Below are 26,992 nucleotides of genomic sequence, written 5' to 3' on the forward strand. Positions count from 1 at the left end.
CTACTGTTAATTTACCTTTGATAAACCACTATTAACAATATAAATATTTAGTTTATAGCCTCGTCGAAAGTATGCCATATACTAATTTTATTTAGCAAATATCAAACAAATCATTATATGCTGTTCAACCTAATGCAAGTCTTTAATTTTTAAATTATTATAAAATAAAAATTTATTATAATATAGTTATATCCAACCCTCAATTATTTTATGCAAAGCATAAAAATGCGCTAATCTCAAATAGCGCATTTTAAAGTTAATTATTTTATTCTAAAGTTATTAGCAAAATAATCGGTACAATTAAGTGTAAAAAATATTTTTGTTCTTACTTATGCATAGCCAAAGCTAGATAAATATAAGCGTTTTATATTAATTTACATATAAATCATTTAAGCGTATTTTTTCTACTTAATAAAACTGGTTTATTTTTATGCTTCGTAAATAGTTTTGTTACAAATAAGAAGAACAATGGTACATAAAATATAGCTAAAAACGTTGCAGTTAACATACCACCAATTACACCAGTACCTACTGCATTTTGACTTGCAGAACCTGCTCCAGTATTTAATGCCAATGGTAATACACCTAGAATAAAGGCAAATGAAGTCATTAAAATTGGACGCAATCGTAAACGACAAGCTTCAAGTGTTGCATCAATTAACGATTTACCTTCTTTTTCAATCGCATCTTTGGCAAATTCTACAATCAAGATAGCATTCTTAGCTGATAGCCCCATTGTTGTCAATAACCCCACGATAAAGTAAATATCGTTATCAAGACCTCTAAACATCGTTGCAAACACAGTACCTAAAATTCCAAGAGGAATAACAAATAAGATCGAAATTGGCACAGTCCAACTTTCGTATAAGGCTGCTAATGATAAAAACACCACAATAATTGAAATAATATACAGCGTGGTGGTTTGTGATCCTGTTTGACGTTCTTGATAAGAAATATCTGTCCAGTCAAACGAAAAACCCTTAGGTAAGTTTTTAGATAACTCTTCCATAATAGCCATTGCTTGCCCAGAACTCATGCCTGGTGCAGCAGAGCCACTAATACCCATTGCTGCTACACCATCATAACGAACCAATGATGGTGAACCGTAACTTTTTGAAGTTGTGGCAAAAGCGTCATAAGGTACCATTTGTCCATTTTTATTTTTGACATGCCAATAACTAAAATCATCAGGTAACATGCGGTAAGGTGCATCAGATTGCAGATAGACTTTTTTAACTCGGTTATTATAAACAAAGTCATCAATATAAGCAGAACCTAATGCTGTGGATAATACGGTATTAACGCTACTGACTGACACTCCAAGTGCTTGCGCTGTTTCAAAATCAACATTAATTTTGTACTGTGGAACATCTAGCATACTGCCTGGGCGAACTTGCTGTAGATCTGGATGTTGTGATGCTTGACCAAATAATTGGAAAAATGCACCAACTAAAGCATCATGCCCTTGCCCTGCTGTATCTTTAAGCATATAAGAGAAGCCATTAGCCATACCTAAAGATGGTACTGCAGGTAAATTAACAATAATAACTCGACCATCGGTGATAGTAGATGCAAATCCCCAACCACTAGCAACTAAAGCATCAATTTTCTGGTCAGCTCGTTTACGTTTATTCCAATCTTTTAAGCGAACAAAGCCTAGTCCCATGTTTTGTCCACGCCCAACCATACTAAATCCAGCAACAGTAAATATTTCTTCAACTGAATCAGCTTTTTGCTCGGTATAAAATTTTGAAGTTTTATTTAATACCGACATGGTTTGTTCTAATGTCGATCCTGGTGGTAACTCAACCATAACCAAAAGCACACCCTGATCTTCATTAGGTAAGAAGCCAGTGGGTAAACGATTAAAACCAAAAATTAAACCAATAAAAATTAAGGCATAACAAACAAATGTAATCAAAGGATAACGAATAACCTTAATTACGCCTTTTTCATAAGAGCGTAATCCTTTTTCATAAAAATTGTTAAACCATACGAAGAATTTTTTGGAACCGATAGAACACCAACTAAATGGAGGGATTGATTCTAATTTTTCACCTAGTGAAGATTTTCTTACTTTACTTCTAGATGGTGCTTTTAAAATCTGAACACAAAGTGCAGGTGTTAACACAATTGCCATTAACACGGATAATGCCATTGCAGTTACAATAGTAATTGAGAATTGACGATATATTCCACCTGCGGCACCACCATAAAATGCCATTGGCACAAATACAGCAGATAATACCACCGCAATCCCTACCAATGCTGAGGTGATTTGTTCCATCGATTTAACTGTTGCGTCATAAGGCGATAAGCCTTCTTCATGCATAATACGCTCAACGTTTTCAATAACAACTATCGCATCATCCACCAATAATCCAATAGCCAGTACCATCGCAAACATTGATAACGTGTTGATAGTAAATCCACAAATATATAAAATCGCAAAGGTACCTAACAGCACAACCGGTACGGTGATAGTAGGAATAAGTGTCGAACGCAGGTTTTGTAAAAACACATACATTACAATAACAACCAAAATAATTGCTTCAACTAGTGTATGAATTACATTACTAATCGATAACTTAACAAATGGTGTAGTATCGTATGGAAAAGCATATTTAATATCTTCAGGGAAGATTTTAGATAACTCTTCTAGCTTTTTATCTACCTTGTCTGACGTATCTAATTGGTTTGCACCGGTCGCTAGATATATCCCTAGACCGGCTGATGCATTACCGTTATAACGCGAAATAAAGTTATAATCAGATGCACCAATTTCAACTGTGGCTACATCTTTTAATAAAATGTTAGAGCCATCAATATTGACTCGAACAAGAATATTTTGGAATTGTTCAGGCGTCTTTAAACGCGATTGTGCAGTAATTGTTGCATTAAGTTCTTGTCCATCTGTTGCTGGTAAAGCACCCAATTGCCCTGCGGTTACTTGGGCATTTTGCGCTTGAATAGCCGCTATAATTTCTTCAATGGATAAATTAAAGTAGGTCAATTTATTTGGATCAAGCCAAATACGCATAGCGTATTCAGAACCAAATAATTGTGTATCACCAACACCCTGCACACGTCGAATTTGATCTTGCACAGTAGAATAGACAAAGTCAGCAATATCAGCCTGTGTTTTTTGGGGATTAGTTGAATAAAAACCGACAACTTTCAAAAAGTTATTGTTGTTTTTCGCGACCGATACACCATTTTTTTGCACACTTTCAGGTAAACGAGACTTAATACTTTCTACTTTATTTAATACTTGTACTTGTGCAAAGTCAGGATTCGTTCCTGGCGAAAAAGTCAACGTTGTTTGAACAACACCTTGAGCACTACTGGTTGATTTCATATAAATGAGATTATCTAATCCAGTTAAATTCTGCTCAATTAACTGAGTAACCGTATTTTCGATAGTCTGCGCATCGGCACCTGGGTAAACTGCACTAACGGTAACGGCTGGTGGAGCAATATCAGGATACTGTTCAACTGCTAACAGCTTTATACATAAAGCGCCTCCCAGCATCATCATGATAGCAATTACCCATGCAAAAACAGGTCTATCAATAAAAAACTTAGCCATAATTAAATCTACCCCTGTTTTATTTCACACTGTTTTTGATGATATTATTTAATTGCTCTTGCGAAAGTTTACTAGGTTGTCCGACTTTTTCTACTTTCATAGGTGGCGTACCTTCTTTGGGGTTCTCGACAGAAGTTAAATTAAGTAATCCTGTAATAATAACCTCTTCACCAACGTTAATTCCCTTTGTTACAACCCAATAACCACCTATTCCAGTATATACTTGGATATCTTGTCGATATTCCACTGTATTATCAGGCCTTAAGATTTTTGCGGTATATTGCCCTAACTTATTACTGGTAATTCCTTGTTGTGGAACAAGTATAGCATTTTTGATATAACCTAATGTCATTTGTGGCTTAACAAACATACCTGGTAAAATTTTGCCTTCAGTGTTTGTGAACTGCGAGCGCAAAGTTACAGTGCCCGTTGTTTCATTAACCGTCATATCAGAAAATTTAACACTGCCTGGATAAGCGTATTTAGAACCATCATTAAAGTATAATTCAACATTATTAGCTTTAACTGGTTCATAAATTACGTTTTCATCTTGAAGATATTTATTGTAGCGAGTAGCCGCTTCGGTCATATCAACATAAATGGGGTCTAGTTGTTGAACTAGGGCTAGTGGTGTTGATTGACCAGCTGCAACTAATGCTCCCTCAGTAACACTTGACTTACCTATATATCCATCAATTGGCGAATATACTTTTGTATAGTCTAAATTCACTTTAGCGGTATGCTCTGCCGCTTGTGCAACTAATACGGCAGCTTCAGCCTGTTTAGCATCCGCCGCTGCTTTATCATAATCTTGTTGACTGATTGATTTGGTATTTAACAACCCAGCATAACGTTTAAGAGTAAGTTGTGCAATGTTGGCATTGGCTTTAGCACTAGCTACACTTGCAACAGCACTGTCATAATTAGCTTGGTAAATAGCGGGATCAATTTGATAAAGTGACTGCCCAGATTTAACATTCGAGCTTTCATCAAACTCTCGTTTTAATATAATACCGCTAACTTGAGGTCTAATTTCAGCAATTTGAGACGCAACAACACGGCCAGGTAAACTAATCTTTAATGTATAGTTTAATGGTTCAACTTTAAATACTGTTACCTTCGGTAATTGATTCTTACCGCTTTGTGATTTACCATTATCACAACTTGTTAATAAAAGTAGGCTGGCGCACGCTACAGGCAAGGCTAAGAATAGCTTGTTAAATCTCATAAAAAATGACCTCAGTGAACTTAATCGTTATCTATTTAAAAATAATAGTTTTTATTCAAACGTGACCAGCGATTTTACAAAAAATATGCATAAATTGTAAGTAACTTTACATGTTAATAGCACGGAGTTCTAAAAATTAGCTAACTAAATTATGATATTAAAAAAATATATTGATAATTATGCATATTGCCAGAAATCAAGTAATATATATATTAATTAATTTTTAGTGCTATAACGTATCTTAAAGAAGATGTTATACTAAAGATCAAAGTGCGGTTGCTTTAATGAAGATTAATCTAAATTTTTAAAGAAGTTAAAATTTACATTGCTGTACTCCGTAATCATTTTTTTCAAAATATGATTGAATAATTTAGGTCTATATTTAATTTAATACAGAGATGGTTATTATGGATAATTTACGTATTGTTCTAATTGTTGTTGCATCCTTGGTCATTATTGCATTGCTCATCCATGGGTTTTGGATCAATAAAAAAGAACGTTCTTCGCTTTTTAGTTCAAATAAAGAAGAAAAATTTGGACAAAACTCTCAACAATCTCAAGACTTCGCTATGAATAATATGGAAGAAGATGATGTAATTTTGATCAAATCCAGCACAATAAAAAATAATGAAAGTCTTGAAAAAAATAGAGTAGTTAATGATGATGCCGTAGAAGAACAAGAAAATGCACCTCAACAAGTAGATCTATTTGTTGATAATGATAGCCAACAAGAAGTTAATACTGATACGGAAAAAGAACCTGTTATCAACGTTAATCGTGATCTTTTTGAAGATGAAAAATTAGACGAAAAACAACTTGATTTAACCCAAACAACAAAAGAAAACCAAGTAAATACTGATAGCGAACCCCAGCCTAATGACAAATCTAAAAAGCCAAATATTGACGACAAGCAATCTACAACTGAAATTATCGTGTTAAATGTCACTGGTCTTAACGGAAAGCTCCTTCAAGGAGATGTATTACTTGCTAGTATTATGCAATCAGGTTTTCAGTTTGGTGACATGCGGATTTTCCACCGTCATGTGGATCCTGCTGGTAATGGTCCAACATTATTTAGTTTAGCCAATATGGTCACACCAGGCTATTTAGATCCAGAAACAATGCATGAATTTACTACACCTGGCGTATCTATTTTTATGATTGCACCGACTGAAGGTAACAACCAACAAAATTTCAAATTAATGTTACAAACAGCACAACGCATAGCTGATGATGTTGACGGTGTAGTATTAGATGATGAGCATCACATGCTAACACCACAAAAAATCAATAGTTACAAAGATCGCATAAAAAAAGCCTGTAACGAGATTTAACCACAGTATTTTCAATAAAGCTTTAACAAATTCCACCAACTTAGGTTGGTGGTTATAAATAGATATTGCTGTAAAACATTTACTTAAATGATTTAATTTATCTATGCATTATTTACAGTTAGATTAATGCAATTGTAATGATATTCCCAAAACCTACGTTTTAATTAAGAGCCTATTATCATGTCACTATCGAATAACACCGAAAATCCAGCAAATTTATCTGAATCGATTAAAGATATAACAGAACAATTGACCTCACTACGAAACCTAATTAGGCACCATGAGTACTGTTATTATGTACTTGATACACCAGAAATTCCCGATGTTGAATATGATAAACTAATAAAACAGCTACAAACATTAGAACAACAGCATCCAGCTCTTATTACGCCCGACTCACCAACCCAACGAGTTGGTGGTTCACCATTAGCACAATTTGCATCTATCAAACATGAAATGCCCATGCTATCACTCGATAATGTGTTTGATGATGCTAGTTTTATTGCATTTAATAAAAGAGTTAAAGATCGACTTCATTTAAGCGACGCTGAACATGTTGAATATTGTTGTGAGCTCAAACTTGATGGACTTGCCGTTAGCCTACTTTATGAAAATGGTCACTTTATACAAGCTGCGACGCGAGGTGATGGCACAACTGGAGAAGACATAACAGCAAATGTAAGAACCATCAAAACAATTCCGCTAGTGCTAAGGGGCAACAACATTCCTGCCCGATTAGAAGTCCGTGGTGAAGTATTTATGACACATAAAGGCTTCGAAAAACTCAACACAGATGCTGAAAAGCGAAACGAGAAAGTATTTGCCAATCCGCGTAATGCTGCTGCTGGATCATTACGACAGTTGGATCCTAAAATCACCGCCAAAAGACCTTTAACATTCTTCTGTTACGGTGTGGGTATTGTCGAAGGCACTACGTTACCTAATACTCATTATGACCGTTTAATGCAATTTAAAGCTTGGGGATTACCAGTCAGTGATAAAGTTCAAAAACGTCAAGGTGCACAGGCTGCTTTAGATTATTTTAAACAAATTGGCGAGCAACGCATGTCATTAGACTTTGATATTGATGGTGTGGTTATCAAAGTTAATAGCATTGAACTACAAAAAGAACTTGGCTTTGTCGCTCGTGCACCAAGATGGGCAACTGCATTTAAATTCCCAGCTCAAGAAGAAGTCACACAATTAAACAAGGTGGACTTTCAAGTTGGACGAACAGGCGCAATTACACCAGTTGCAAGACTTGAACCAGTTTCAGTCGCTGGTGTTATTGTTAGCAATGCGACATTACATAATAGTGATGAAATTACACGATTAGGCATTCGGGAAGGCGACTATGTAACAGTACGCCGAGCAGGTGATGTTATTCCTAAAATTGTCGCTGTCATATTGGATAGAAGACCTGCGAACACAAAAGAAATCATATTCCCAACTCACTGTCCTATTTGTGGATCACAAATAGTGCGCGACGAAGGCCAAGCGGTGTCGCGCTGTGCCGGTGGTCTAATTTGCCCAGCACAACGTAAAGAAGCTTTAAAACATTTTGTATCAAGGCGTGCTATGAATATCGACGGTATGGGGGATAAAATCATTGAGCAATTGGTGGATAAAGATTATGTCAAAACCCCAGTAGATCTTTATACACTTAATCTACCAACGCTATGTAGTTTGGATAAAATTGGCGAAAAATCTGCCAATAATTTATTAAATGCATTAGAGGCATCTAAAAATACCACATTAAGCCGTTTTATATTTGCGCTTGGAATTCCAAATGTGGGTGAAGTGACTGCCGAAAATTTAGTGAATCAACTGGGTAGTTTATCGGCAATCGAAAACGCTTCACTTGAACAATTACAAATGGTAAACGATATTGGCGTCGTTATTGCCGAAAGCATTATAGACTTTTTCCAAGAGCCACATAATCGCAATGTAATAGAACAGCTAACTAGCGATAAAATTGGCATTCACTGGCAAGATATTAACCCGCAAATACAAGCAACCGATACAAACTCACCCTTTTCAGGTAAAACTATCGTATTAACTGGTACTTTATCGATTTTAACGCGTGATGAAGCCAAAAATAGATTAAAGCAGTTAGGCGCAAAAGTAACAGGCAGTGTATCAAAAAATACCGACCTTGTGATTGCCGGAGAAGCCGCTGGTTCTAAACTTGCTAAAGCTCAAGAACTGGGAATAAAAGTTATTGATGAGCAAGAAATGGTAAATTTACTTGCCGAGTAACTATAAAATCCATTGGTACTTATTAGCAGATTGATTAAAATAACAAGCAAAAAACAAGGAGGACATTATGCCTTTATTAGATAGTTTTAAAGTCGATCATACCAAAATGAAAGCTCCTTTTGTGCGAATTGCCAAAACCATGGCAACCCCAAAAGGTGATGATATTACGGTGTTTGATCTACGCTTTACCATTCCAAACAAAGACAATCTGCCAGAAAAAGGGATTCATACATTAGAGCATTTATTTGCAGGCTTTATGCGCGATCATCTCAATAGTGATAAAGTTGAAATAATCGATATTTCACCAATGGGGTGCCGCACTGGTTTTTACATGAGCTTAATAGGTAAACCCGACGAAGGATTAGTTGTTGATGCATGGCTCAAATCAATGCATGATGTATTAGGGGTTAAATCGCAAAATCAAATTCCAGAATTAAATGAATATCAATGCGGTACTTATAAAATGCACTCACTAGATGAGGCCAAAGCCATCGCTGAACAAATTATAAAATCTGGTATAGGCATATGCCATAATAATGAAATCGCGTTGTCTGATGAACAGCTTGCCCAAATTAGTAATCACTAGGAGATATTTATGCCAAATGTTGTTATCGACTTTTTAGAAGGTCGTACTATAGAACAAAAAAGGGAAATGGCAAAACGTGTGACAGATGCAATTGTCGAAACCCTTAACTGCAAACCAGAAGCTGTTCAAATCATCATGCACGAAATATCTAAAGAGCAGATTGCTAATGGTGGCGTGTTACGCAGTGATAAAGATTAATTTTAACGTTGTCTAATAATGGGCAAAATAACGGTATAAATAAGTTAAAAGCCATTTTTGTCTATCAAGCTCCATAAAAAAATCTCAAAATAGAAAATATATTTTGAGATTTTTTATTCCAATATTTTGACTAAATTAACTAAAATTAATCACAGATAAATTGATTATTATTAAATCAGATAATTAATGTTTACAATTGCCGTGATGCAGATGAAGCAAATGCCCCATTTTGTTCACTTTGGTTTCTAAATAGTGTTCATTATCCGGATTTTCGCCAACTTCCAACGGCTCTCGTTGCGTAATTTTAATGCCAGACTGCTCAAGCACTCTTATTTTTTCTGGGTTATTGGTTAACAAACGAATTTGTGATACCCCTAATAAATTCAGTATGTCTGCACATAAAGTAAAATCGCGCTCATCCGCTGCAAAACCCAATTGCTCATTAGCTTCAACCGTATCTAAACCTTGATCTTGCAATGCATAAGCTCTAATTTTATTCAATAAACCAATATTACGCCCTTCTTGACGATGATAAATTAAAATCCCTTTACCTTCTTTTGCAATTTGTTTTAAGGCAGCTTCTAACTGAAAGCCACAATCACAGCGTAAACTAAAAAGCGCATCACCGGTTAAGCATTCCGAATGAATCCTTGTCAGAACTGGTGTATCGCCAGATATATCGCCAAATACCAATGCTACATGATCCTTTTTTGTTGCAATTTCTTCAAATCCAACAATAGTGAAACATCCCCATGGCGTTGGCAGTTTCGCTTGTGCAACACGTTTTAATTGCATTATTGTCTCCGTTTTAAATAAAACATAGCTAAGATTTTATAAAAATAAATCTATCTTTTATGCTAAAATATTAAGCAATTTGTACTTAATTGAGTTTATAAATGGGGTTAGTAATAAAAAAAACAATAGCCATATTGGCTATTTTCTTAGTTGTGCCTTTAGTTATTATAGCCATAAATTGGCATTGGCAACCAGCATCATTAAATGATACATCTAAATATTTATTCGTAATAACTGAAACAGCAAGTTTTCCTTGGGCAATAATTACATCGACAATTTTATTCTTAGTATTTTGTCTATTATCATCCAGTAAAACCCCAAAAAAAATTATATTATTATGGTTGCTTCTTGTTAGTGCAATATTAAGTGGTCAGACAATAAAAAGTTTTTTAAAATCGCAGACAGCCGAATCAAGACCTTATGTACTTTGGATGGCAAAAGAATTTAATATTAGTAACCAACAATTTTATTCGAAATCGGAATCAGAAAGAAAAGAACTTATTGAACAGTTATTTAAAAATTCATCCACAATTCCAAGTTGGTTATCTAACCACTGGCAAAATGAAACTGGATTTGCTTTTCCTTCTGGACATACTTTATTTGCTGTAACTTGGGCATTTTTAGCTTTAACATTACTTAAATTTAAACAACATTATGTGATAGTATCAATTACCATTATTTGGTCGATATTAATTGAAATTAGCCGGCTATTATTAGGTATGCACAGTCCAATTGATCTAATAACAAGCATATTAATCGCTTGGATAATTTCATTAATCAGCTATTTTTATGCTAGAAAATGGCATATAGTAGACAAATAATTTATAAATACTATTTTTGAAAAACTGCCATTTACTACAGACGGATTTGTTTTTTGAATATCATTGATAACTGTTTAACTAATCAAAACAATTTGTATAAACAGTCTAGTATAATAACCAAAACGTTAATTAAAAATAAAAAGAAAGGTCAACATTATGAAATTTGTTATATCAATTTTATTGATAATTATCATCTTTGCTATCTCGATAGCAATAGGTTCAGCTAATGATCAAATAGTAACTTTTAATTATTTGGTGGCTAAAACTGACCTCCGCTTATCAGTGTTATTAGCTATTTTATTTGGATCTGGTTTTATTGTCGGTTGGATATTAACTGGCATCTTCTTTTTAAAAGCTAAATTCCAACACTCATCAACAAAACGTAAACTGAGCAAATTACAGAAAAAATATGATGAAGATATGGCTAATCATCAACAAATACACTTAACTAAAAGCAATTAAGAATAGGTTACTATGTTTGAACTGTTATTTCTGTTACTTCCTATCGCCGCCGGATACGGTTGGTATATGGGAGACAGAAATGCAAAACAAAAAAATCTAAATCAATCTAATCGGCTATCGCGTGAATATGTAGATGGTTTAAATTTTCTATTGTCTAACCAAAAAGACAAAGCTGTCGATCTTTTCTTAGACATGCTAAAAGAGGACGATGGCACACTTGAGGCACATTTAACATTAGGTAACCTATTTCGCTCTCGGGGTGAACTTGACAGAGCGATACACATCCACCAAGCATTGTTAGAAAGCTCATCTTTAACATTTGAACAACGATTATTAGCTATTCAACAACTAGGGCGGGATTATATGGTTGCCGGCCTTTACGATCGTGCCGAAGAGATGTTTTTGCAACTCATTGATGAAGAAGACTTTCAACAATACGCACTACAGCAACTTATCATCATATACCAATCAACCAGTGAATGGATAAATGCCATTAATATGGCAACTAAATTGGTCAAACTTGGCAATGAAAAATACAAAACCGATATCGCACAATTTTATTGTGAATTAGCGTCACAGGCTATTGCTAATGATGATCTTGATAAGGCAAATAGCCTATTACACAAATCAGCAATGGCAGATGCTAAATGTGCTCGCACTTCGCTCATGTTGGGTCGAGTTCTTATGATACAAGATAAAACAGAACAAGCCATCCAATCTTTTCAACAAATATTACAACAAGACAAAGCCTTTATTGGTGAAGCACTACCTTTATTAAAAGAGTGCTATTTAACACTAAATAACCAACATGAATTTCAGCAATTTTTACAATTATGCGTCGATCAAGATACCGGTAATGTGGCCGAATTGATGCTTGCTGATCTTATTGAAAAACAAAAAGGTTTAGACGCTGCACAATACTTTATGTATCGTGAATTACTTAAACATCCTAACTTAAAGGGATTTTATCGATTAATGAACTATCATGTTGCTGATGCAGAACAAGGTAAAGCCAAAGAAAGCCTGTTACTTTTAAGAAATATGGTTGGCGAACAGATAAAAACTGTGCCCAATTATCGATGCCAAAAATGTGGATTCACGGTTAACTCAATCTACTGGTTATGCCCTGCTTGCCGTTCGTGGTCGACAATAAAACCTGTTCGTGATTTTGAACAACATTCAGATAAATAAAAAAGAGATTTTTATGTTTTTAATTGACTCTCACTGCCATTTAGATAGTTTAGACTTTAGTACTAAATCTATCAAAGATGTGTTACAAGAAGCTTCCAACAACGAGGTTAAACATTGCCTAAGCGTGGCAACAACACTGTCGGGCTATCAATCCATGAAACATAAGCTTACAGCTTATCAAAATCAATGCTCTTTTTCGTGTGGAATTCACCCACTTAACCTTGATGACGAAATATACGATGCCGAGCGATTTCAAAGATTAGCGCAAGAAGATAACGTTGTAGCACTAGGCGAAACAGGTCTTGATTATTACTACCAAAAAGACAACCTAGAATTACAACAAACTATATTTAAAGAACATATTCGATTAGGTCGAAAACTAAGTAAACCCGTGATTGTCCATACACGTAATGCCAAAGAAGATACCTTAACAATCTTAAAAGATGAGCATGTTCATTCTGGCGTTTTACACTGTTTTACAGAAGATATTGAAACAGCAAAACAACTATTAGATATCGGTTTTTATATCTCATTTTCAGGAATTATCACCTTTAAAAATGCCGAAGCTCTACGAGAAGTTGCCAAATATGTACCGCTTGATCGTATCTTGATCGAAACCGACTCACCTTATCTTGCCCCCGTTCCATACCGAGGCAAAGAAAACCAACCCGCTTATGTTCGTGAAGTTGCGCAATATTTATCTGCTTTAAAAGGTGTCTGTTTAGAAGAGATAGCACACAAAACCACATCTAACTTTTGTCAATTATTCAATCTTCAAGGAAAATTAAATGAATTATAAATTAGCCATTGATTGGGATGATTTTTTAACAAACTATTGGCAAAAAAAACCGGTAATCCTACGCAAAGCATTTGCGCATTTTATTGATCCCATTACACCAGACGAACTAGCGGGTTTAGCAATGGAAGAAGAAATCGATAGCCGTATTGTCTCGAATAAAAATGGTGTTTGGGATGCTAGATTTGGACCATTTACTCAATATGATAACTTAGGTGAAGAGCATTGGAGTTTGCTAGTACAAGCTGTTGATCACTGGCACGAGCAAGCTGCCAGCCTACTTGAGCCTTTTAAATGCATGCCACAATGGCAATTTGATGATCTAATGATTTCTTACGCAACACAAGGTGCTGGCGTTGGTCCCCATATCGATAATTATGATGTATTTATTATTCAAGGCATGGGTAGCAGGCGTTGGCAAGTTGGCGATCGCAACCAAAATTATAAACAATTTAATGCACATAAAGCATTATTACATGTTGAACAATATCAACCGATCATTGACGAAGAAATCACCGCTGGCGACATCTTATACATTCCACTAGGTTGCCCGCATAATGGCACATCCATTGGTGAATCACTCAGTTATTCTGTTGGTTTTATGACACGAACCTCACAAGAGCTATTAAGTAGCTTTGCAGATTATGTCATTGATAATCTGCCAAATGGTATTTATTATCAAGATCCAAATTTAAAACGACCTAAAGATCCATACCAAGTTCAACCTTATGAACTAGCAAAACTGCAAGATCAAATCATCGATTTAATCAAAACACCTGAGTTATTTAACGATTGGTTCGGTAAACACATTACACTACCAATGCACGATTTAAATATTGTGCCAGTTGAACCACCATACGATTATAACGAATTTGAATCACTGCTAAAAAATGGAGCAGAACTAAACCGAGTACCAAGTATTCGAATCCTTAAGGTGGGCGATTGTGGCTACATCCATGGCGAACAAATTAATCTACCAATGCCCGTCATTGATCTTCTTTGTAAAACTGAAACACTCTATTACGAGCAGTTACAAGATAAAAACACACTGCAAGTCATGCACGATTTTGTAAACAAAGGCTATTGGTACTTTACCGAAGAGTAACATACCGTCTCTGCCGATAATAAAATCGGCAGATAAAACGACTATTTAGTGCTTTAAGCTTGGCTTTTTTTAACTTTTAAGGATATACTTGCCCCCGCTTTAATTTACCCGCCGTTTAATCATAAATTAAACATCATAAAATGGAAATTTTAAGTAACTATCTAATTTTAAAAACTAGAGGTATACATGAAAACCGAAGCAAACGCAGCCCTGCAAGCAGAAAGTGAAAGCAAATGCACAACCCCATATCAAAAAAGAACTCTATTTGCATCCACCGTTGGTTACGCACTCGATGGTATGGATATGATGATTTTAGGTGTTTGTTTTAGTCTAATTTCAGTCAGCTTCAACTTAACAAAAACAGATTTAGGTACTTTAACATCAGTAACCTTACTTGGAGCCGTATTAGGTGGCATTTTATTTGGTGTACTTGCAGATAAATATGGTCGAGTAAGAGTCTTTTCATGGACTATTTTGATATTCTCTCTTTTTACTGGATTATGTGCAATTTCACCTAATTACGAGTGCTTTTTAATATTTCGCTTTTTAAGTGGACTGGGCCTGGGTGGTGAATTTGGGATTGGAATGACTTTAGTTTCTGAAAGCTGGCCTAAAAATAAACGCTCAAGAGCAACATCTATTGTTGCATTAGGCTTTCAAGTCGGTATCATTTTAGCCGCACTAACCGTCAATTTTATTGGTGAAATTCATGGTTGGCGCTGGGCTTTTGCCATGGGCGTGCTACCTGCGCTATTTGTCGCTTGGACACGTAAAGGTCTAAAAGAACCAGAAATATGGCAAAATCTAAAAGACCAAAACAAAAACAAAATAGCCGTTGGCAAATTATTTAAAAACCCAAGAACCATAGCAACCACAATAGGATTAACCATCGCTTGTGCAGTACAAAACTTCGGTTTTTATGGACTCATGGTTTGGATGCCAAATATGATTGCAACTGAGCTCAAATTGCCATTTAAAAATACTATGTTTTGGACTATTTCAACCACTATAGGTATGTCATTAGGAATTCTAATTTTTGGTTGGTTATGTGATAAGTTTGGTCGTCGCCCTTCTTATATCTTCTTTTTATTCATCTCGGCCGTTTCAATTTGGTTCTATTTTCATCAAACCGATATGTTTATATTAATTATCTTTGGCTCAGTAATTGGCTTCTTTGTCAATGGCATGATGGGTGGATATGGCGCACTACTTGCTGAACATTACCCAACAGATGCCCGTTCAAGTGCTGAAAATATTATTTTCAATGTCGGTCGAGGCATTGCCGGTGTATCGCAAGTACTAATTGCTTATTTAGCCACCGTTTACTCAATTAGCTACGCATTAGCTTTACTGTCTGCCGCTTATTTATTATCGGCTGCTGCATTTGTCTTTTTAATACCAGAAACAAAAGGCAAAGAACTCGAATAAAGTTATACACAGGGCAATTGCCCTGTTTTTTTATGTGCTATTGATTAATTTCATCAAAAAATTAAATCAAACTATCTTTAGTGAGTAGTACAAGAAGCTGGCGTCAATAGAACACTAAACAATTTTTCATCATGAATATAATAATTATGACTAACGCCATTTGGGAATGCATCCCTAAGTTGTTTAACTTCTGGGCTATTACTACAATAAAGTGTTTTTAGACTTTCTGTCGTCATTTTTTGAGTATCAGGAATTGATACCTCATCTTTTGAACTATCAATCACATATTTATAATTAATTAAATCATTATCTTTAGTGATATCAATCAAATTAGTTTTTGCATCAATTTTTACTGGAAGCATTTTTTTTGCTTCGTTAATAATAGTTTCTTGCAAACGACTAAGTTCGGTGTTTTTTGACGAATCACAACTACAAAGAACCAAGCTTATCAAAATTGCTGACACTGTTTTTAAACTTTTCATCATTATTCCTTTAAGTGCATTTTATAAATTACATGTTTACCACTTATTTAAAAGGCGTGCGATAAAATTGTAAAATATCAGCGAGAAAAGTACATAAAGAAATTACAATCTAACACAAAAAATAAATAATAAATAAAAAGAAGCTTTAATAAGCTTCATGTAGTACCGATGATTTCTACTATTTTTTAAATTGAGTAATAGTTATTTAGAATCACAATCACTCGGTTTCAAATCAAACGACATAATTTTTTCATTTGCAAGATAATAATTATAACTTACTCCATTTGGGAATAAGAGTTTAAACGCCTTAACATTTGGGTCATTACCACAATATAAAGTAACTATCTTGTTTAATACAGATTCCTGATTTTGCTTTAGCAATATCACTTCTTTAGGCAGACCTTTCATAATATATTTATAGATAAGTTTATTATTATTTCTTGATATATCATCGAACATCGTAAATTTATCAACCACAATGGGTAACTTTTCTTTTATGCCTGCAACAACCGAATCTTGAGCAAAACGATAATCACTATCTTTTTGATTATTAAATTGCTTGATTTTTTCAGGTGTTGATTGAGTCATAATTTTTATTCCTCTTTCAACAATATCCATATTTTCTTGAATATCGATTTGCTCAGTATCTATAACTTTTGCTTCTGAATTATCAAAACCAAATAATATTATTGCTATAAACATTACAACTGTTGCTTTCATGCCTTTCACTTTTATTCTTATCCAAGCTAATTCATGACTACTCGCTACCTTATAAAATACTAATAAATTTGTAAAAGATAGACTAGAAAAATACAAAACACTAATAATAAATTTTAATTACCCGTTAAAGAGTAGTAAATAAATAATATAAAAGAAGAATGGTCAAAATAAAAGGGCTTCAAGTAGCCCTTTTATTACGAATAAATTCTAACTATTTGTTCAAATTAACCAAGATCTATCTAGTCATCATCACAATCAGTCGATTTTACATCCACTGAAAAAACTTTATCATCATTGATATAGTAATTATAATTAGCTCCTCTTGGAAATACTAATCTTAGTGTTTTCATACTAGAATCATCACTACAGTAAGACTCGATCAGTTTGTTTCGTACTTCTTTTTTATTACTTTCAGCCTGTAACGCATCTTTTGTGGTATTATTCACTACATATTTATAATTGATCGCTTTGTTATCTGTCGATACATCAACTAAAGTCGTGTTCTGATCAATTGTCGCTGGTAATTTTGCTTTAATCGCCTTAATCATCAAATTTTCAGCAACACTATAATTACCTTCTTGTATCTTCTTAAGCATATCTTCTTTTTCAGATTTTGTTTGTTCATACAAATCTTTCGCTTTATCACTAATGGCTGCAGTTGTTTGTTTAGCTTTATCGCTAATCTCTGCACCTATTTCCTTAGCTTTGTCACTAACATCGGCGCTCATTTGCTGAACTTTGTCACTCAAATCTGACCCCACTTGCTGAGCATTATCACTCATCTGTGAGCCTGTTTGTTCGGATTTTTGTTTAATATCATCGACATTTGATTTTGAATTATCACAATTGACTAAAAAAAGCCCTAACACTGCTAAAGTAGTCACTTTAAAAAGTTTCATTTTATTGTCCTTTCTGTTTTCTATTTTATATTGTGACGATGATGAATTGATTCATCATCGTCCGTTGATTTTAAAAATTAATAATTTATAACATTAATAGTAAAAGGACTTATTAAGCCCTTTTGCCGTCTCAAATATTAATTAGTTAATATGCATACCGCCAGTAACACCATACGTTTCGCCCGTTGTATAGCTTGATTCTTCTGAGGCTAAATACACATAAACACCAGCAAGTTCAACCGGTTGACCTGCTCGTTGTAATGGTGTTTGTTGACCGAATTCAGGAATAACATCACTTGGTTGACCACCACAAATTTGTAATGGTGTCCAAACTGGACCTGGAGCGACACTATTTACACGAATGCCCTTTGGCGCTAATTGCTTAGCTAAGCCACGAGTAAACGCGATAATAGCTGTTTTAGTTGCAGCATAATCTAATAAATTACCACTAGGTTGATAAGCCTGAACAGAGGAAGTTGTAATAATTGTTGAACCTGGTTTTAAATATCCTAAAGCGGCTTTAGTGATCCAAAAAAGCGAAAACACATTAACTTCAAAGGTTTTCTTAATTTGCTCGGTGGTAAGCGCCATAATATCTTCAACTGCAGTTTGCTTACCGGCAACCAATGTCAAATTATCTAATCCACCTAATTTATGGTGTGCTTCATCAACTAATTTTTTACAAAAAGCCTCGTCACTTAAATCACCAGGAATTAATACGGCTTTGCGCCCAGCAGCTTGAATAACTTTAGCGACTTCTTCCGCATCTTTTTGTTCAACAGGAAGGTAATTTATTGCCACATCTGCCCCCTCTTTAGCATAAGCTATTGCTGCGGCTCGGCCGATACCTGAATCGCCACCAGTCACAAGCACTTTGCGCCCTTCTAAACGATTATGACCTTGATAGCTTTTTTCCCCACAATCAGGAAGCGGATTCATTTCGCACTGTAAAGCTGGCGCCTCCTGTTTTTGTTTTGGAAACTTATCATGATGATATTTGGTAAGTGGATTATAGATTTGTTTGTTCATAATTTTCTCCTAAGTTAAACATGTATTTGAAAACAAATTCAATATAACTTAAATGAAATCAATTAATAATCACAAAATCCTATTGCTAAGCATATTTTAATCTTTAAAATACCCAATTAATTCAATAAATTATATTTACTGACAACATAAATTAGAATATTCTTTCTTAAAACTTAATCGTATTGTTCAATATCATCCCCAAAATTTAAAAATAAACAACTGAGGCTAATAATTAATAAAGGTGGCTTTCCATGATAGGCTTGGCGAGGTCAGAGGAAGTTGTAATGCCTAAGCCGTAAATATTGCATAATCTTGCACCTGATTTAGTGTATCAAATTAAATTTAACTAAGCTAGCGATAACAAATTAAATTATTTTAATTAACACATTGATTTTATGTAAAATATTTAAATTTACTTATTATTAATATCGTAGCGATAGCTAACACCATAAAAAAATTGTTCTTAAGCTTGTCTATTTAGTCACTATCTTCACTACATCTCTTTTTTAAAGTAGCGATCTCTTTCGGCTCCCCTATTCATTTTAGGTCAAGATGTTTTTGTGAGTTATTGATTGATACGATGTTTATCACACGTTTTAACTAATAGATGCTGCGAATACTCAATTAATCATGAAACGGTATAGAATCCTGAATATTTTTTACAAAAATATAACCTAAAAGTGAATACTACATTTTCATTAAAGTATCTATTGCCCTTAGGCTTTGCCATTTGTTTGCGGTCAGGTTATTTTGAAGAGTTTTTGATTGATACGATGTTTATCACACGTTTTAACCAATAGATGCTACGAATGCTCAATTAATCACGAAACGGTATAGAATCCTGAATATTTTTTACAAAAAAATTTTAACTTTAGCCTTACATTTAATACCACATCGCATGGTTTTATAAGGTTCGTTGTTACTGGTCATGAGAAAGAACACACACCTTCAATCAGGCTTTTTTTAGCACGTTATACATGGTCAGCTAACTGACCATAAAGCATTTAGCCAAATCGGTAACCGCTATTTTTTCTTTTTGATATAAGCGTCACATCTCTTGTCTGTAAACGGTGTTAGTTTTGTTTTTTGTATATTCATTACCGCCATTTCTCAAATTACTGTAAACAACACGGACAATTCCTACAGCTACATTATAAAAAATACCAAAATAAATCATTATCCCATAATATTTTTATACTAAAACACCAGCTTTCCTGAAACTTTTTTACAGCTGATTTATTTTACATAACAAAAACAACAAAAAACTATTGCACTTTTTTTTAAAACGAGTATTTTGTTAAAAATAATTTTTAAAAATGACAAAAAAGTTAATTATATCGCATTATGAAATTTTCACTCAAAATCGTCCTCATCAACATTATTGTCAGCGTGGTCATTATTCCAACGCGGGGGCGTTTTTTGAATTAAAAATGTGTTCATACATAAAATCAAAAACCCCCGCTCCCCAAAAAGCGGGGGTTTTTTTATGAATATTTTTTACAAACGGCTTATAAGCAATGTTTTATAAACAGTAAATGAATAAAATAAGAACAAGTGAGGAATAAATGTTAGGAACACAGTGGATAGTAAAAACCTTAAAAGAAAAAGGCGTTACCACCGTTTTTGGATATCCCGGTGGACAAATTATGCCTCTATATGACGCACTGTATGATGGTGGAATTGAGCATGTACTTTGTCGTCACGAACAAGGTGCTGCAATGGCCGCAATCGGCTATGCTCGTGCAACCGGAAAAACCGGCGTTTGTATTGCCACATCAGGCCCAGGTGCAACAAATATCATCACAGGGCTTGCCGATGCGTTAATTGATTCAGTGCCGATTGTTGCTATAACCGGTCAAGTACCAACCAAACTTATTGGTACTGACGCCTTTCAAGAAGTGGATGTATTAGGATTATCACTAGCCTGCACCAAACATAGTTATTTAATTGATGACGCTAAAGACCTACCAAATACTTTAGAACAGGCATTTAACTTAGCCAATTCAGGCAGACCAGGACCAATATTGATTGATGTGCCCAAAGATATACAACTTGCAAATCTTGACTATCAACAATATTTTACGCCATCGTCATTAAAAACCGCACAAGATAACAATCAACTATATCCAATCTCGCTTGATGATATAAAACAAGCCAAAGAAATGATCGCCCAAGCGCAAAAACCGATACTTTACATTGGTGGTGGTGTTGGACTTTCTGGTGCTATATCCGAGCTAAGAGACTTTATGGCCTTAACACACATTCCAAGTGTATCAACCTTAAAAGGACTTGGTGTTGCCGATTTGAATAATCCTTATTACTTAGGATTAATTGGTATGCACGGCGCCAAAGCCGCCAATTTAGCCGTACAAGAGTGTGATTTATTAATTGCCTTAGGTGTTCGATTTGATGATAGAGTGACCGGCAATCTTAATGAATTTGCGCGACATGCTAAAGTACTTCATATAGATATCGATCAGGCTGAAATCAACAAATTACGCCAAACCCATTTAGGATTACAAGGTGATATAAAGCAAGTTTTACCACAACTAAATCAAACGGTTTCGATTCAAGAGTGGCATAAAAAAGTTAATCAATTAAAAGCAGAGCACCCAACTCGTTACGATCATCCTGGCGAAGCTATCTACGCACCGGCTTTATTAAAAACTATCTCAGAAAAAAAATCAGCAACGACAATTATTACTACCGATGTTGGACAACACCAAATGTGGACAGCCCAGCATATGCGCTTTACTCACCCGCAAAACTTTATTACATCAAGTGGACTTGGCACAATGGGATTTGGTTTACCGGCTGCAGTTGGCGCACAAATGGCAAGGCCTAATGACTGTGTGATTTGTGTATCGGGTGATGGATCTTTTATGATGAATGTCCAAGAACTCACCACCATTAAACGTAAAAAACTACCCATAAAAATCGTATTAATAGATAACCAACGTCTAGGCATGGTTCGCCAATGGCAAGAGTTATTTTTTAATGAAAGATACAGCGAAACAAATCTATCAGACAACCCCGACTTTTTAATGTTAGCCAACGCGTTTGACATACCGGGGCAAAGCATCAGCAAAAAATCACAAATTGATACAGCGCTTGATAACCTATTTAACTCAACAGGCGCTTATTTGTTACATGTCTGCATAGATGAATTAGAAAACGTATGGCCACTGGTACCTCCTGGGGCAGCAAACGAAAACATGCTAGATAAAAGTTGCAAGGAGTAAGTGATGAACGAACAAGCGCAATATCAATTGACCATAAGGGCTTATGACAAATTGGGATCACTTGAACGTATATTACGAGTTATCCGGCATCGAGGTGGGCATATTCAATCATTGCAAATGCAAACAATTGAAAATAATGTACTGACTATGACATTAATATTAACCACCGAAAGACCGCTATCGACACTACAAAATCAAGTAGCAAAATTAGAAGATGTCATAGCGGTTGAATAATAATTTTTACAAACAACTTATTGTTAAATAATACGTTAAATAAACAAGTATAGTATGATGCTTAGCCGTTAAAGCGAAAATACCTAAAGCAAAGTACTTACTTAGCAAATTGAAAAAATAAAGAGGAAAACAACATGAGTTCTACAGCAAAATCGGATTATATTTGGTTTAATGGCGAAATGGTTCCATGGGCAGATGCCAAAGTACACGTCATGTCACACGCCTTACATTATGGCACATCGGTATTTGAAGGCGTCCGTTGTTATAACACGCACAAAGGACCGGCTATATTTCGCCATAAAGAACATGCCCAAAGATTATTAAATTCAGCCAAGATTTATCGTTTTCCTGTACCTTATTCGCTTGAAGAAATCATGGAAGCTACACGCCAAACGATCAAGAAAAACAAATTAGAAAGCGCCTATATTCGCCCATTAGTCTTTATTGGCGATGTCGGTATGGGCGTAAACCCGCGTGAGGGTTATAAAACCGATGTCATGATTGCCGCATTCCCATGGGGTGCCTATTTAGGCGACGAAGCCTTAGATCAAGGTATTGATGCCATGGTCTCTTCTTGGCATCGCGTGGCATCTAACACCATTCCAGCAGCAGCTAAAGCGGGCGGTAACTATTTATCGTCATTATTAATCGGATCTGAGGCTCGTGCTAACGGCTTCCAAGAAGGCATTGCGTTAGATGTGCATGGTCACCTATCTGAAGGTGCTGGCGAAAACCTATTTATCATTAAAGACGGTATCTTATACACACCGGTTCTTTCATCTTCTGCGCTACCGGGCATTACACGTGATGCTGTATTAACCCTAGCGCGTGATATGGGTATTGAAGTACGTGAACAAACACTATCACGTGAATCACTTTATTTAGCCGATGAAGTGTTTATGACTGGTACCGCAGCTGAAATTACCCCAGTGCGTAGTGTTGATCGCATCCAAGTTGGCATTGGTCGCTGTGGCCCAATCACTAAACAAATTCAACAAGCATTCTTTGGCTTATTTAATGGTAAAACCGAAGATAAATACGGTTGGTTAGATCTGATTAAATAAAACGAAAAATCAAACTCCGCCAACTCACTTGGCGGATAACATTTTCACTTAATGATTGATTTTAAAGAACTACAGACCGTTAAACACGGTCACTTGCATAAAAAATTGGGAGCAAGAAATGCCTAAATATCGTTCAGCAACGTCAGTCGAAGGCCGAAACATGGCTGGCGCCCGCGCATTATGGCGTGCAACTGGCGTAAAAAATGAAGACTTTGGTAAACCCATCATTGCGGTGGTCAACTCATTCACGCAATTCGTACCGGGACATGTCCATTTAAAAGACATTGGTCAACTAGTTGCCAAACAAATTGAAGCATCGGGTGGTATTGCCAAAGAGTTTAACACTATCGCCGTTGATGACGGCATCGCCATGGGGCATGGTGGTATGCTGTACTCATTACCATCGCGTGAACTCATTGCTGATTCTGTTGAATATATGGTTAATGCGCATTGTGCCGATGCTATGATCTGCATCTCAAACTGCGACAAAATCACCCCTGGCATGTTAATGGCTTCGCTTCGTTTAAATATTCCAACCATATTTGTATCTGGTGGGCCAATGGAAGCGGGTAAAACCAAACTTTCCGATCAAATTATTAAATTAGATCTGGTCGATGCCATGATCCAAAGTGCCAACCCAAATGTTAGTGACGAAGATAGCAAAGCGATTGAAGAATCCGCTTGCCCTACTTGTGGATCTTGCTCTGGCATGTTTACCGCCAATTCCATGAATTGCTTAACCGAAGCATTAGGGCTTTCACTACCGGGCAATGGCTCATTAGTTGCTACCCATAAACAACGTGAACAGCTCTTTTTAAATGCCGCTAAGCGCATTGTTGAAATCACAAAACGCTATTACGAACATGATGATGCTTCGTATCTACCACGCTCAATTGCCACTAAAGCCGCTTACGAAAATGCCATGTCACTTGATATTGCTATGGGGGGGTCAACCAATACGGTACTGCATTTACTTGCCACCGCGCAAGAAGGCGAAATCGACTTCACCATGTCTGATATCGACAGACTATCACGTAAAGTGCCACATTTATGTAAAGTGGCACCGAGTACTCAGTTATATCATATGGAGGATGTACACCGTGCAGGTGGGGTTGTCTCAATCATGTCTGAATTAGACAAAGCTGGCCTACTCAACCGTAACGTTCACAACCTACTAGGCTTATCGTTGCAAGAAACTTTTGCCCAATACGACATTACCCAAACCAGCGACGAAGCGGTCAAAAAAATGTATCGCAGTGGGCCTGCTGGCATTCGCACTACCAAAGCTTTCTCGCAAGATTGCTATTGGGAGACACTTGACGACGACCGTGTAAATGGTTGTATTCGCGATAAAGCTCACGCCTATAGTCAAGACGGCGGGCTTGCCACACTCTATGGCAACGTAGCCCTTGATGGCGCAATTGTTAAAACCGCAGGCGTTGCTGCTGAAAATTTAATTTTCCAAGGCCCAGCCAAAGTATTTGAAAGCCAAGAAGATGCTGTTGAGGCCATTTTAGGGGGCAAGGTTGTGGCTGGTGATGTAGTTGTCATTATTTACGAAGGTCCAAAAGGCGGCCCCGGTATGCAAGAAATGCTCTACCCAACAAGCTACCTAAAATCAATGGGGCTTGGCAAAGCCTGCGCTCTGATCACCGATGGCAGATTTTCGGGTGGATCTTCGGGCTTATCAATTGGTCATATCTCACCCGAAGCCGCAAATGGCGGTATTATTGGTCTTGTGCGCAATGGAGATATTATTGATATTGATATTCCAAATCGCAAATTAGTATTAAAAGTCCCTGATGACGAACTTGAACGCCGCCGCGTAGCCGAACTTGCCCGTGGCGACAAAGCCTTTACCCCTCACAATCGCGATCGCTATGTCTCTTATGCACTAAAAGCTTACGCCAGTTTAGCAACAAGTGCAGATAAAGGTGCCGTTCGTGATAAAAGCAAACTAGGTGGTTAACGTGAAACAACAAAATAACAACAAGCTCACTGGTGCTGATTACTTAAAAGCAACACTCTGTAGCGCCGTATACGACGTGGCCGAAGTCACCCCGCTAGAAAAGATGGAAAAAATCTCGACACGATTAAAAAACCAAATTTTTGTAAAGCGCGAAGATCGGCAATTAGTCCACAGTTTCAAAATCCGTGGTGCCCAAGCAATGATAGCCAGTCTAAATGAAGACGAACGTAAATGTGGCGTTATTGCCGCATCGGCTGGCAACCATGCACAAGGCGTGGCTTTTTCGGCCACAAAATTAGGCATAAACTCATTAATCGTCATGCCATTAACCACCGCCGACATAAAAGTTGAAGCAGTCAAAAGCTTTGGTGGCGAAGTACTCCTTTATGGCGCCAATTTTGACGAAGCCAAAGCGAAAGCCATGGAACTGGCAAAAGAACAAAAACGCATCTTTATTCCACCGTTTGATCACCCGCTTGTGATTGCTGGGCAAGGCAGTATTGCCATGGAATTATTACAACAAAATGCCAAACTCGATCGTATTTTTGTGCCGGTCGGCGGGGGCGGGCTTGCTGCGGGTGTGGCGGTATTAATCAAACAAATCATGCCATCAATCAAAGTCATTGCAGTCGAACCTAAAGACTCAGCTTGCTTAAAAGCCGCATTAGATGCAGGTCATCCTGTCGATTTAGAGCTTGTTGGACTCTTTGCCGAAGGCGTGGCTGTTAAACGAATTGGTGATGAAACATTCAGACTTTGTCAGCAATATATTGATGATATTATTACCGTTGATAGCGACGAAATTTGCGCCGCAGTGAAAGACCTGTTTGACGACGTCCGCGCAATCGCCGAACCATCTGGCGCTGTGGCACTAGCAGGGCTAAAAAAATACGTAGAACAGCACAACATCAGTGGCGAAAACCTTGCTCATATATTATCGGGAGCGAACTTAAATTTCCACAACTTACGCTATGTATCAGAACGTTGCGAACTTGGCGAAAAACGCGAAGTCCTGCTAGCAGTCACTATCCCTGAAAAGAAAGGCAGCTTTTTAACATTTTGCCAGCTTCTAGGTGGGCGCTCGGTGACCGAATTTAATTATCGTTATCATGATGATAAATCCGCTTGTATTTTTGTAGGGATTAAAATGTCTCAAAGTAATGAGAAAGATGAAATCATACAAGAATTAAGTGCAACAGGTTATTCGGTTGTCGATCTAACCGAAGACGAAATGGCAAAACTGCATGTACGCTATATGATTGGCGGCAAGCCGTGCAAACCAATACAAGAGCAAGTATACAGTTTTGAATTTCCTGAATCGCAAGGGGCTTTGCTTAAATTCCTACAAACATTAGGCACCAATTGGAATATCTCAATGTTCCATTACCGTAGCCATGGCACCGATTATGGACGTGTACTTGCTGCGTTTGAAATCGACCAAGCAACCATTAACCAGTTTAACCAACACCTAACCGAGCTAGGTTATGGTTTTCATAACGAAACGCATAATCCATCGCTCAAGTTGTTTTTAACTAATTAAGTGTCATAATTACTTGCGTTG

At 36.3% G+C, this 26,992-nt stretch carries 22 protein-coding genes; 15 read left to right on the forward strand and 7 right to left on the reverse strand.

Annotated elements, in window-relative coordinates; all coding sequences use genetic code 11:
- Nucleotides 1–385: 385 nt before the first annotated feature.
- Together GQ593_RS05175 and GQ593_RS05180 are read right to left on the reverse strand one after the other, a co-directional pair.
- Complete coding sequence (locus tag GQ593_RS05175; RefSeq protein WP_160431090.1) at nucleotides 386–3,589, reverse strand: efflux RND transporter permease subunit; 3,204 nt, start codon at nucleotides 3,587–3,589, stop codon at nucleotides 386–388.
- Between the two features lie 19 nt (nucleotides 3,590–3,608).
- Entirely contained in the window at nucleotides 3,609–4,817 is a 1,209-nt protein-coding gene (locus GQ593_RS05180) for an efflux RND transporter periplasmic adaptor subunit (protein WP_160431091.1), read from the reverse strand.
- A gap of 404 nt (nucleotides 4,818–5,221) precedes the next feature.
- Here GQ593_RS05180 and zipA point away from each other — a divergent pair, with 404 nt between their 5' ends.
- The 4 genes from zipA (at nucleotide 5,222) to GQ593_RS05200 (ending at nucleotide 9,194) form a co-directional block, all read left to right on the forward strand.
- Nucleotides 5,222–6,151 (forward strand): cell division protein ZipA, encoded by a 930-nt coding sequence (gene zipA / locus GQ593_RS05185; RefSeq protein WP_442903589.1) that lies wholly within the window; start codon nucleotides 5,222–5,224, stop codon nucleotides 6,149–6,151.
- A gap of 228 nt (nucleotides 6,152–6,379) precedes the next feature.
- Entirely contained in the window at nucleotides 6,380–8,410 is a 2,031-nt protein-coding gene (gene ligA, locus GQ593_RS05190; RefSeq protein ID WP_160431118.1) for an NAD-dependent DNA ligase LigA, read from the forward strand.
- Nucleotides 8,411–8,477: 67 nt separating this feature from the next.
- Nucleotides 8,478–8,996, forward strand: coding sequence for an S-ribosylhomocysteine lyase (gene luxS / locus GQ593_RS05195; protein WP_160431093.1), 519 nt, complete (start codon nucleotides 8,478–8,480; stop codon nucleotides 8,994–8,996).
- Between the two features lie 9 nt (nucleotides 8,997–9,005).
- A complete protein-coding gene (locus GQ593_RS05200; protein WP_160431094.1) occupies nucleotides 9,006–9,194 on the forward strand; it encodes a 2-hydroxymuconate tautomerase in 189 nt (62 codons plus the stop codon).
- 183 nt (nucleotides 9,195–9,377) lie between these two features.
- Here the strand turns inward: GQ593_RS05200 and ribA are convergent, their stop codons facing one another.
- Nucleotides 9,378–9,989 (reverse strand): GTP cyclohydrolase II, encoded by a 612-nt coding sequence (ribA, locus tag GQ593_RS05205; protein WP_160431095.1) that lies wholly within the window; start codon nucleotides 9,987–9,989, stop codon nucleotides 9,378–9,380.
- 101 nt (nucleotides 9,990–10,090) lie between these two features.
- Here ribA and GQ593_RS05210 point away from each other — a divergent pair, with 101 nt between their 5' ends.
- The 6 genes from GQ593_RS05210 to GQ593_RS05235 all read left to right on the forward strand — a co-directional run bounded on the left by GQ593_RS05210 (nucleotide 10,091) and on the right by GQ593_RS05235 (nucleotide 15,792).
- Nucleotides 10,091–10,810, forward strand: a complete 720-nt coding sequence (locus GQ593_RS05210; protein WP_160431096.1) for a phosphatase PAP2 family protein — start codon at nucleotides 10,091–10,093, stop codon at nucleotides 10,808–10,810.
- Between the two features lie 156 nt (nucleotides 10,811–10,966).
- Entirely contained in the window at nucleotides 10,967–11,272 is a 306-nt protein-coding gene (locus GQ593_RS05215) for a LapA family protein (RefSeq protein ID WP_194240574.1), read from the forward strand.
- Nucleotides 11,273–11,284: 12 nt separating this feature from the next.
- A complete protein-coding gene (lapB, locus tag GQ593_RS05220; protein WP_160431097.1) occupies nucleotides 11,285–12,463 on the forward strand; it encodes a lipopolysaccharide assembly protein LapB in 1,179 nt (392 codons plus the stop codon).
- 13 nt (nucleotides 12,464–12,476) lie between these two features.
- Nucleotides 12,477–13,262 carry a YchF/TatD family DNA exonuclease gene (locus GQ593_RS05225; RefSeq protein ID WP_160431098.1) on the forward strand — a complete coding sequence of 262 codons (786 nt, stop codon included), beginning with the start codon at nucleotides 12,477–12,479 and terminating at the stop codon, nucleotides 13,260–13,262.
- On the forward strand, nucleotides 13,252–14,364 hold the full coding sequence (locus tag GQ593_RS05230) for a ribosomal protein uL16 3-hydroxylase (protein WP_160431099.1): 1,113 nt from the start codon (nucleotides 13,252–13,254) through the stop codon (nucleotides 14,362–14,364). Before GQ593_RS05225 ends, GQ593_RS05230 begins: the two co-directional genes overlap by 11 nt.
- Nucleotides 14,365–14,550: 186 nt before the next feature.
- Nucleotides 14,551–15,792, forward strand: coding sequence for an MFS transporter (locus tag GQ593_RS05235; RefSeq protein WP_160431100.1), 1,242 nt, complete (start codon nucleotides 14,551–14,553; stop codon nucleotides 15,790–15,792).
- Between the two features lie 77 nt (nucleotides 15,793–15,869).
- Here the strand turns inward: GQ593_RS05235 and GQ593_RS05240 are convergent, their stop codons facing one another.
- The 4 genes from GQ593_RS05240 to GQ593_RS05255 all read right to left on the reverse strand — a co-directional run bounded on the left by GQ593_RS05240 (nucleotide 15,870) and on the right by GQ593_RS05255 (nucleotide 18,925).
- Nucleotides 15,870–16,274: a DUF1340 domain-containing protein gene (locus GQ593_RS05240; RefSeq protein ID WP_160431101.1), complete on the reverse strand. Its 405-nt coding sequence runs from the start codon at nucleotides 16,272–16,274 to the stop codon at nucleotides 15,870–15,872.
- A gap of 201 nt (nucleotides 16,275–16,475) precedes the next feature.
- Complete coding sequence (locus GQ593_RS05245) at nucleotides 16,476–16,994, reverse strand: protein K (RefSeq protein WP_160431102.1); 519 nt, start codon at nucleotides 16,992–16,994, stop codon at nucleotides 16,476–16,478.
- A gap of 239 nt (nucleotides 16,995–17,233) precedes the next feature.
- Nucleotides 17,234–17,893, reverse strand: coding sequence for a hypothetical protein (locus tag GQ593_RS05250; RefSeq protein ID WP_160431103.1), 660 nt, complete (start codon nucleotides 17,891–17,893; stop codon nucleotides 17,234–17,236).
- 141 nt (nucleotides 17,894–18,034) lie between these two features.
- On the reverse strand, nucleotides 18,035–18,925 hold the full coding sequence (locus GQ593_RS05255) for an SDR family oxidoreductase (protein WP_442903590.1): 891 nt from the start codon (nucleotides 18,923–18,925) through the stop codon (nucleotides 18,035–18,037).
- Nucleotides 18,926–20,487: 1,562 nt separating this feature from the next.
- Here GQ593_RS05255 and ilvG point away from each other — a divergent pair.
- The 5 genes from ilvG to ilvA all read left to right on the forward strand — a co-directional run bounded on the left by ilvG (nucleotide 20,488) and on the right by ilvA (nucleotide 26,971).
- Complete coding sequence (gene ilvG, locus GQ593_RS05260) at nucleotides 20,488–22,164, forward strand: acetolactate synthase 2 catalytic subunit (protein WP_160431105.1); 1,677 nt, start codon at nucleotides 20,488–20,490, stop codon at nucleotides 22,162–22,164.
- 3 nt (nucleotides 22,165–22,167) lie between these two features.
- The gene (gene ilvM / locus GQ593_RS05265) at nucleotides 22,168–22,398 is read left to right on the forward strand and encodes an acetolactate synthase 2 small subunit (protein WP_160431106.1); all 231 of its coding nucleotides are present in this window, start codon (nucleotides 22,168–22,170) and stop codon (nucleotides 22,396–22,398) included.
- Between the two features lie 134 nt (nucleotides 22,399–22,532).
- Entirely contained in the window at nucleotides 22,533–23,462 is a 930-nt protein-coding gene (locus tag GQ593_RS05270; RefSeq protein ID WP_160431107.1) for a branched-chain amino acid transaminase, read from the forward strand.
- Between the two features lie 118 nt (nucleotides 23,463–23,580).
- Nucleotides 23,581–25,431, forward strand: a complete 1,851-nt coding sequence (gene ilvD, locus GQ593_RS05275; protein ID WP_160431108.1) for a dihydroxy-acid dehydratase — start codon at nucleotides 23,581–23,583, stop codon at nucleotides 25,429–25,431.
- A gap of 1 nt (nucleotide 25,432) precedes the next feature.
- Complete coding sequence (gene ilvA / locus GQ593_RS05280; RefSeq protein WP_160431109.1) at nucleotides 25,433–26,971, forward strand: threonine ammonia-lyase, biosynthetic; 1,539 nt, start codon at nucleotides 25,433–25,435, stop codon at nucleotides 26,969–26,971.
- Nucleotides 26,972–26,992: the final 21 nt, after the last annotated feature.

Source organism: Gilliamella sp. Pas-s25 (assembly GCF_009795885.1).
GTDB lineage: Bacteria > Pseudomonadota > Gammaproteobacteria > Enterobacterales > Orbaceae > Gilliamella.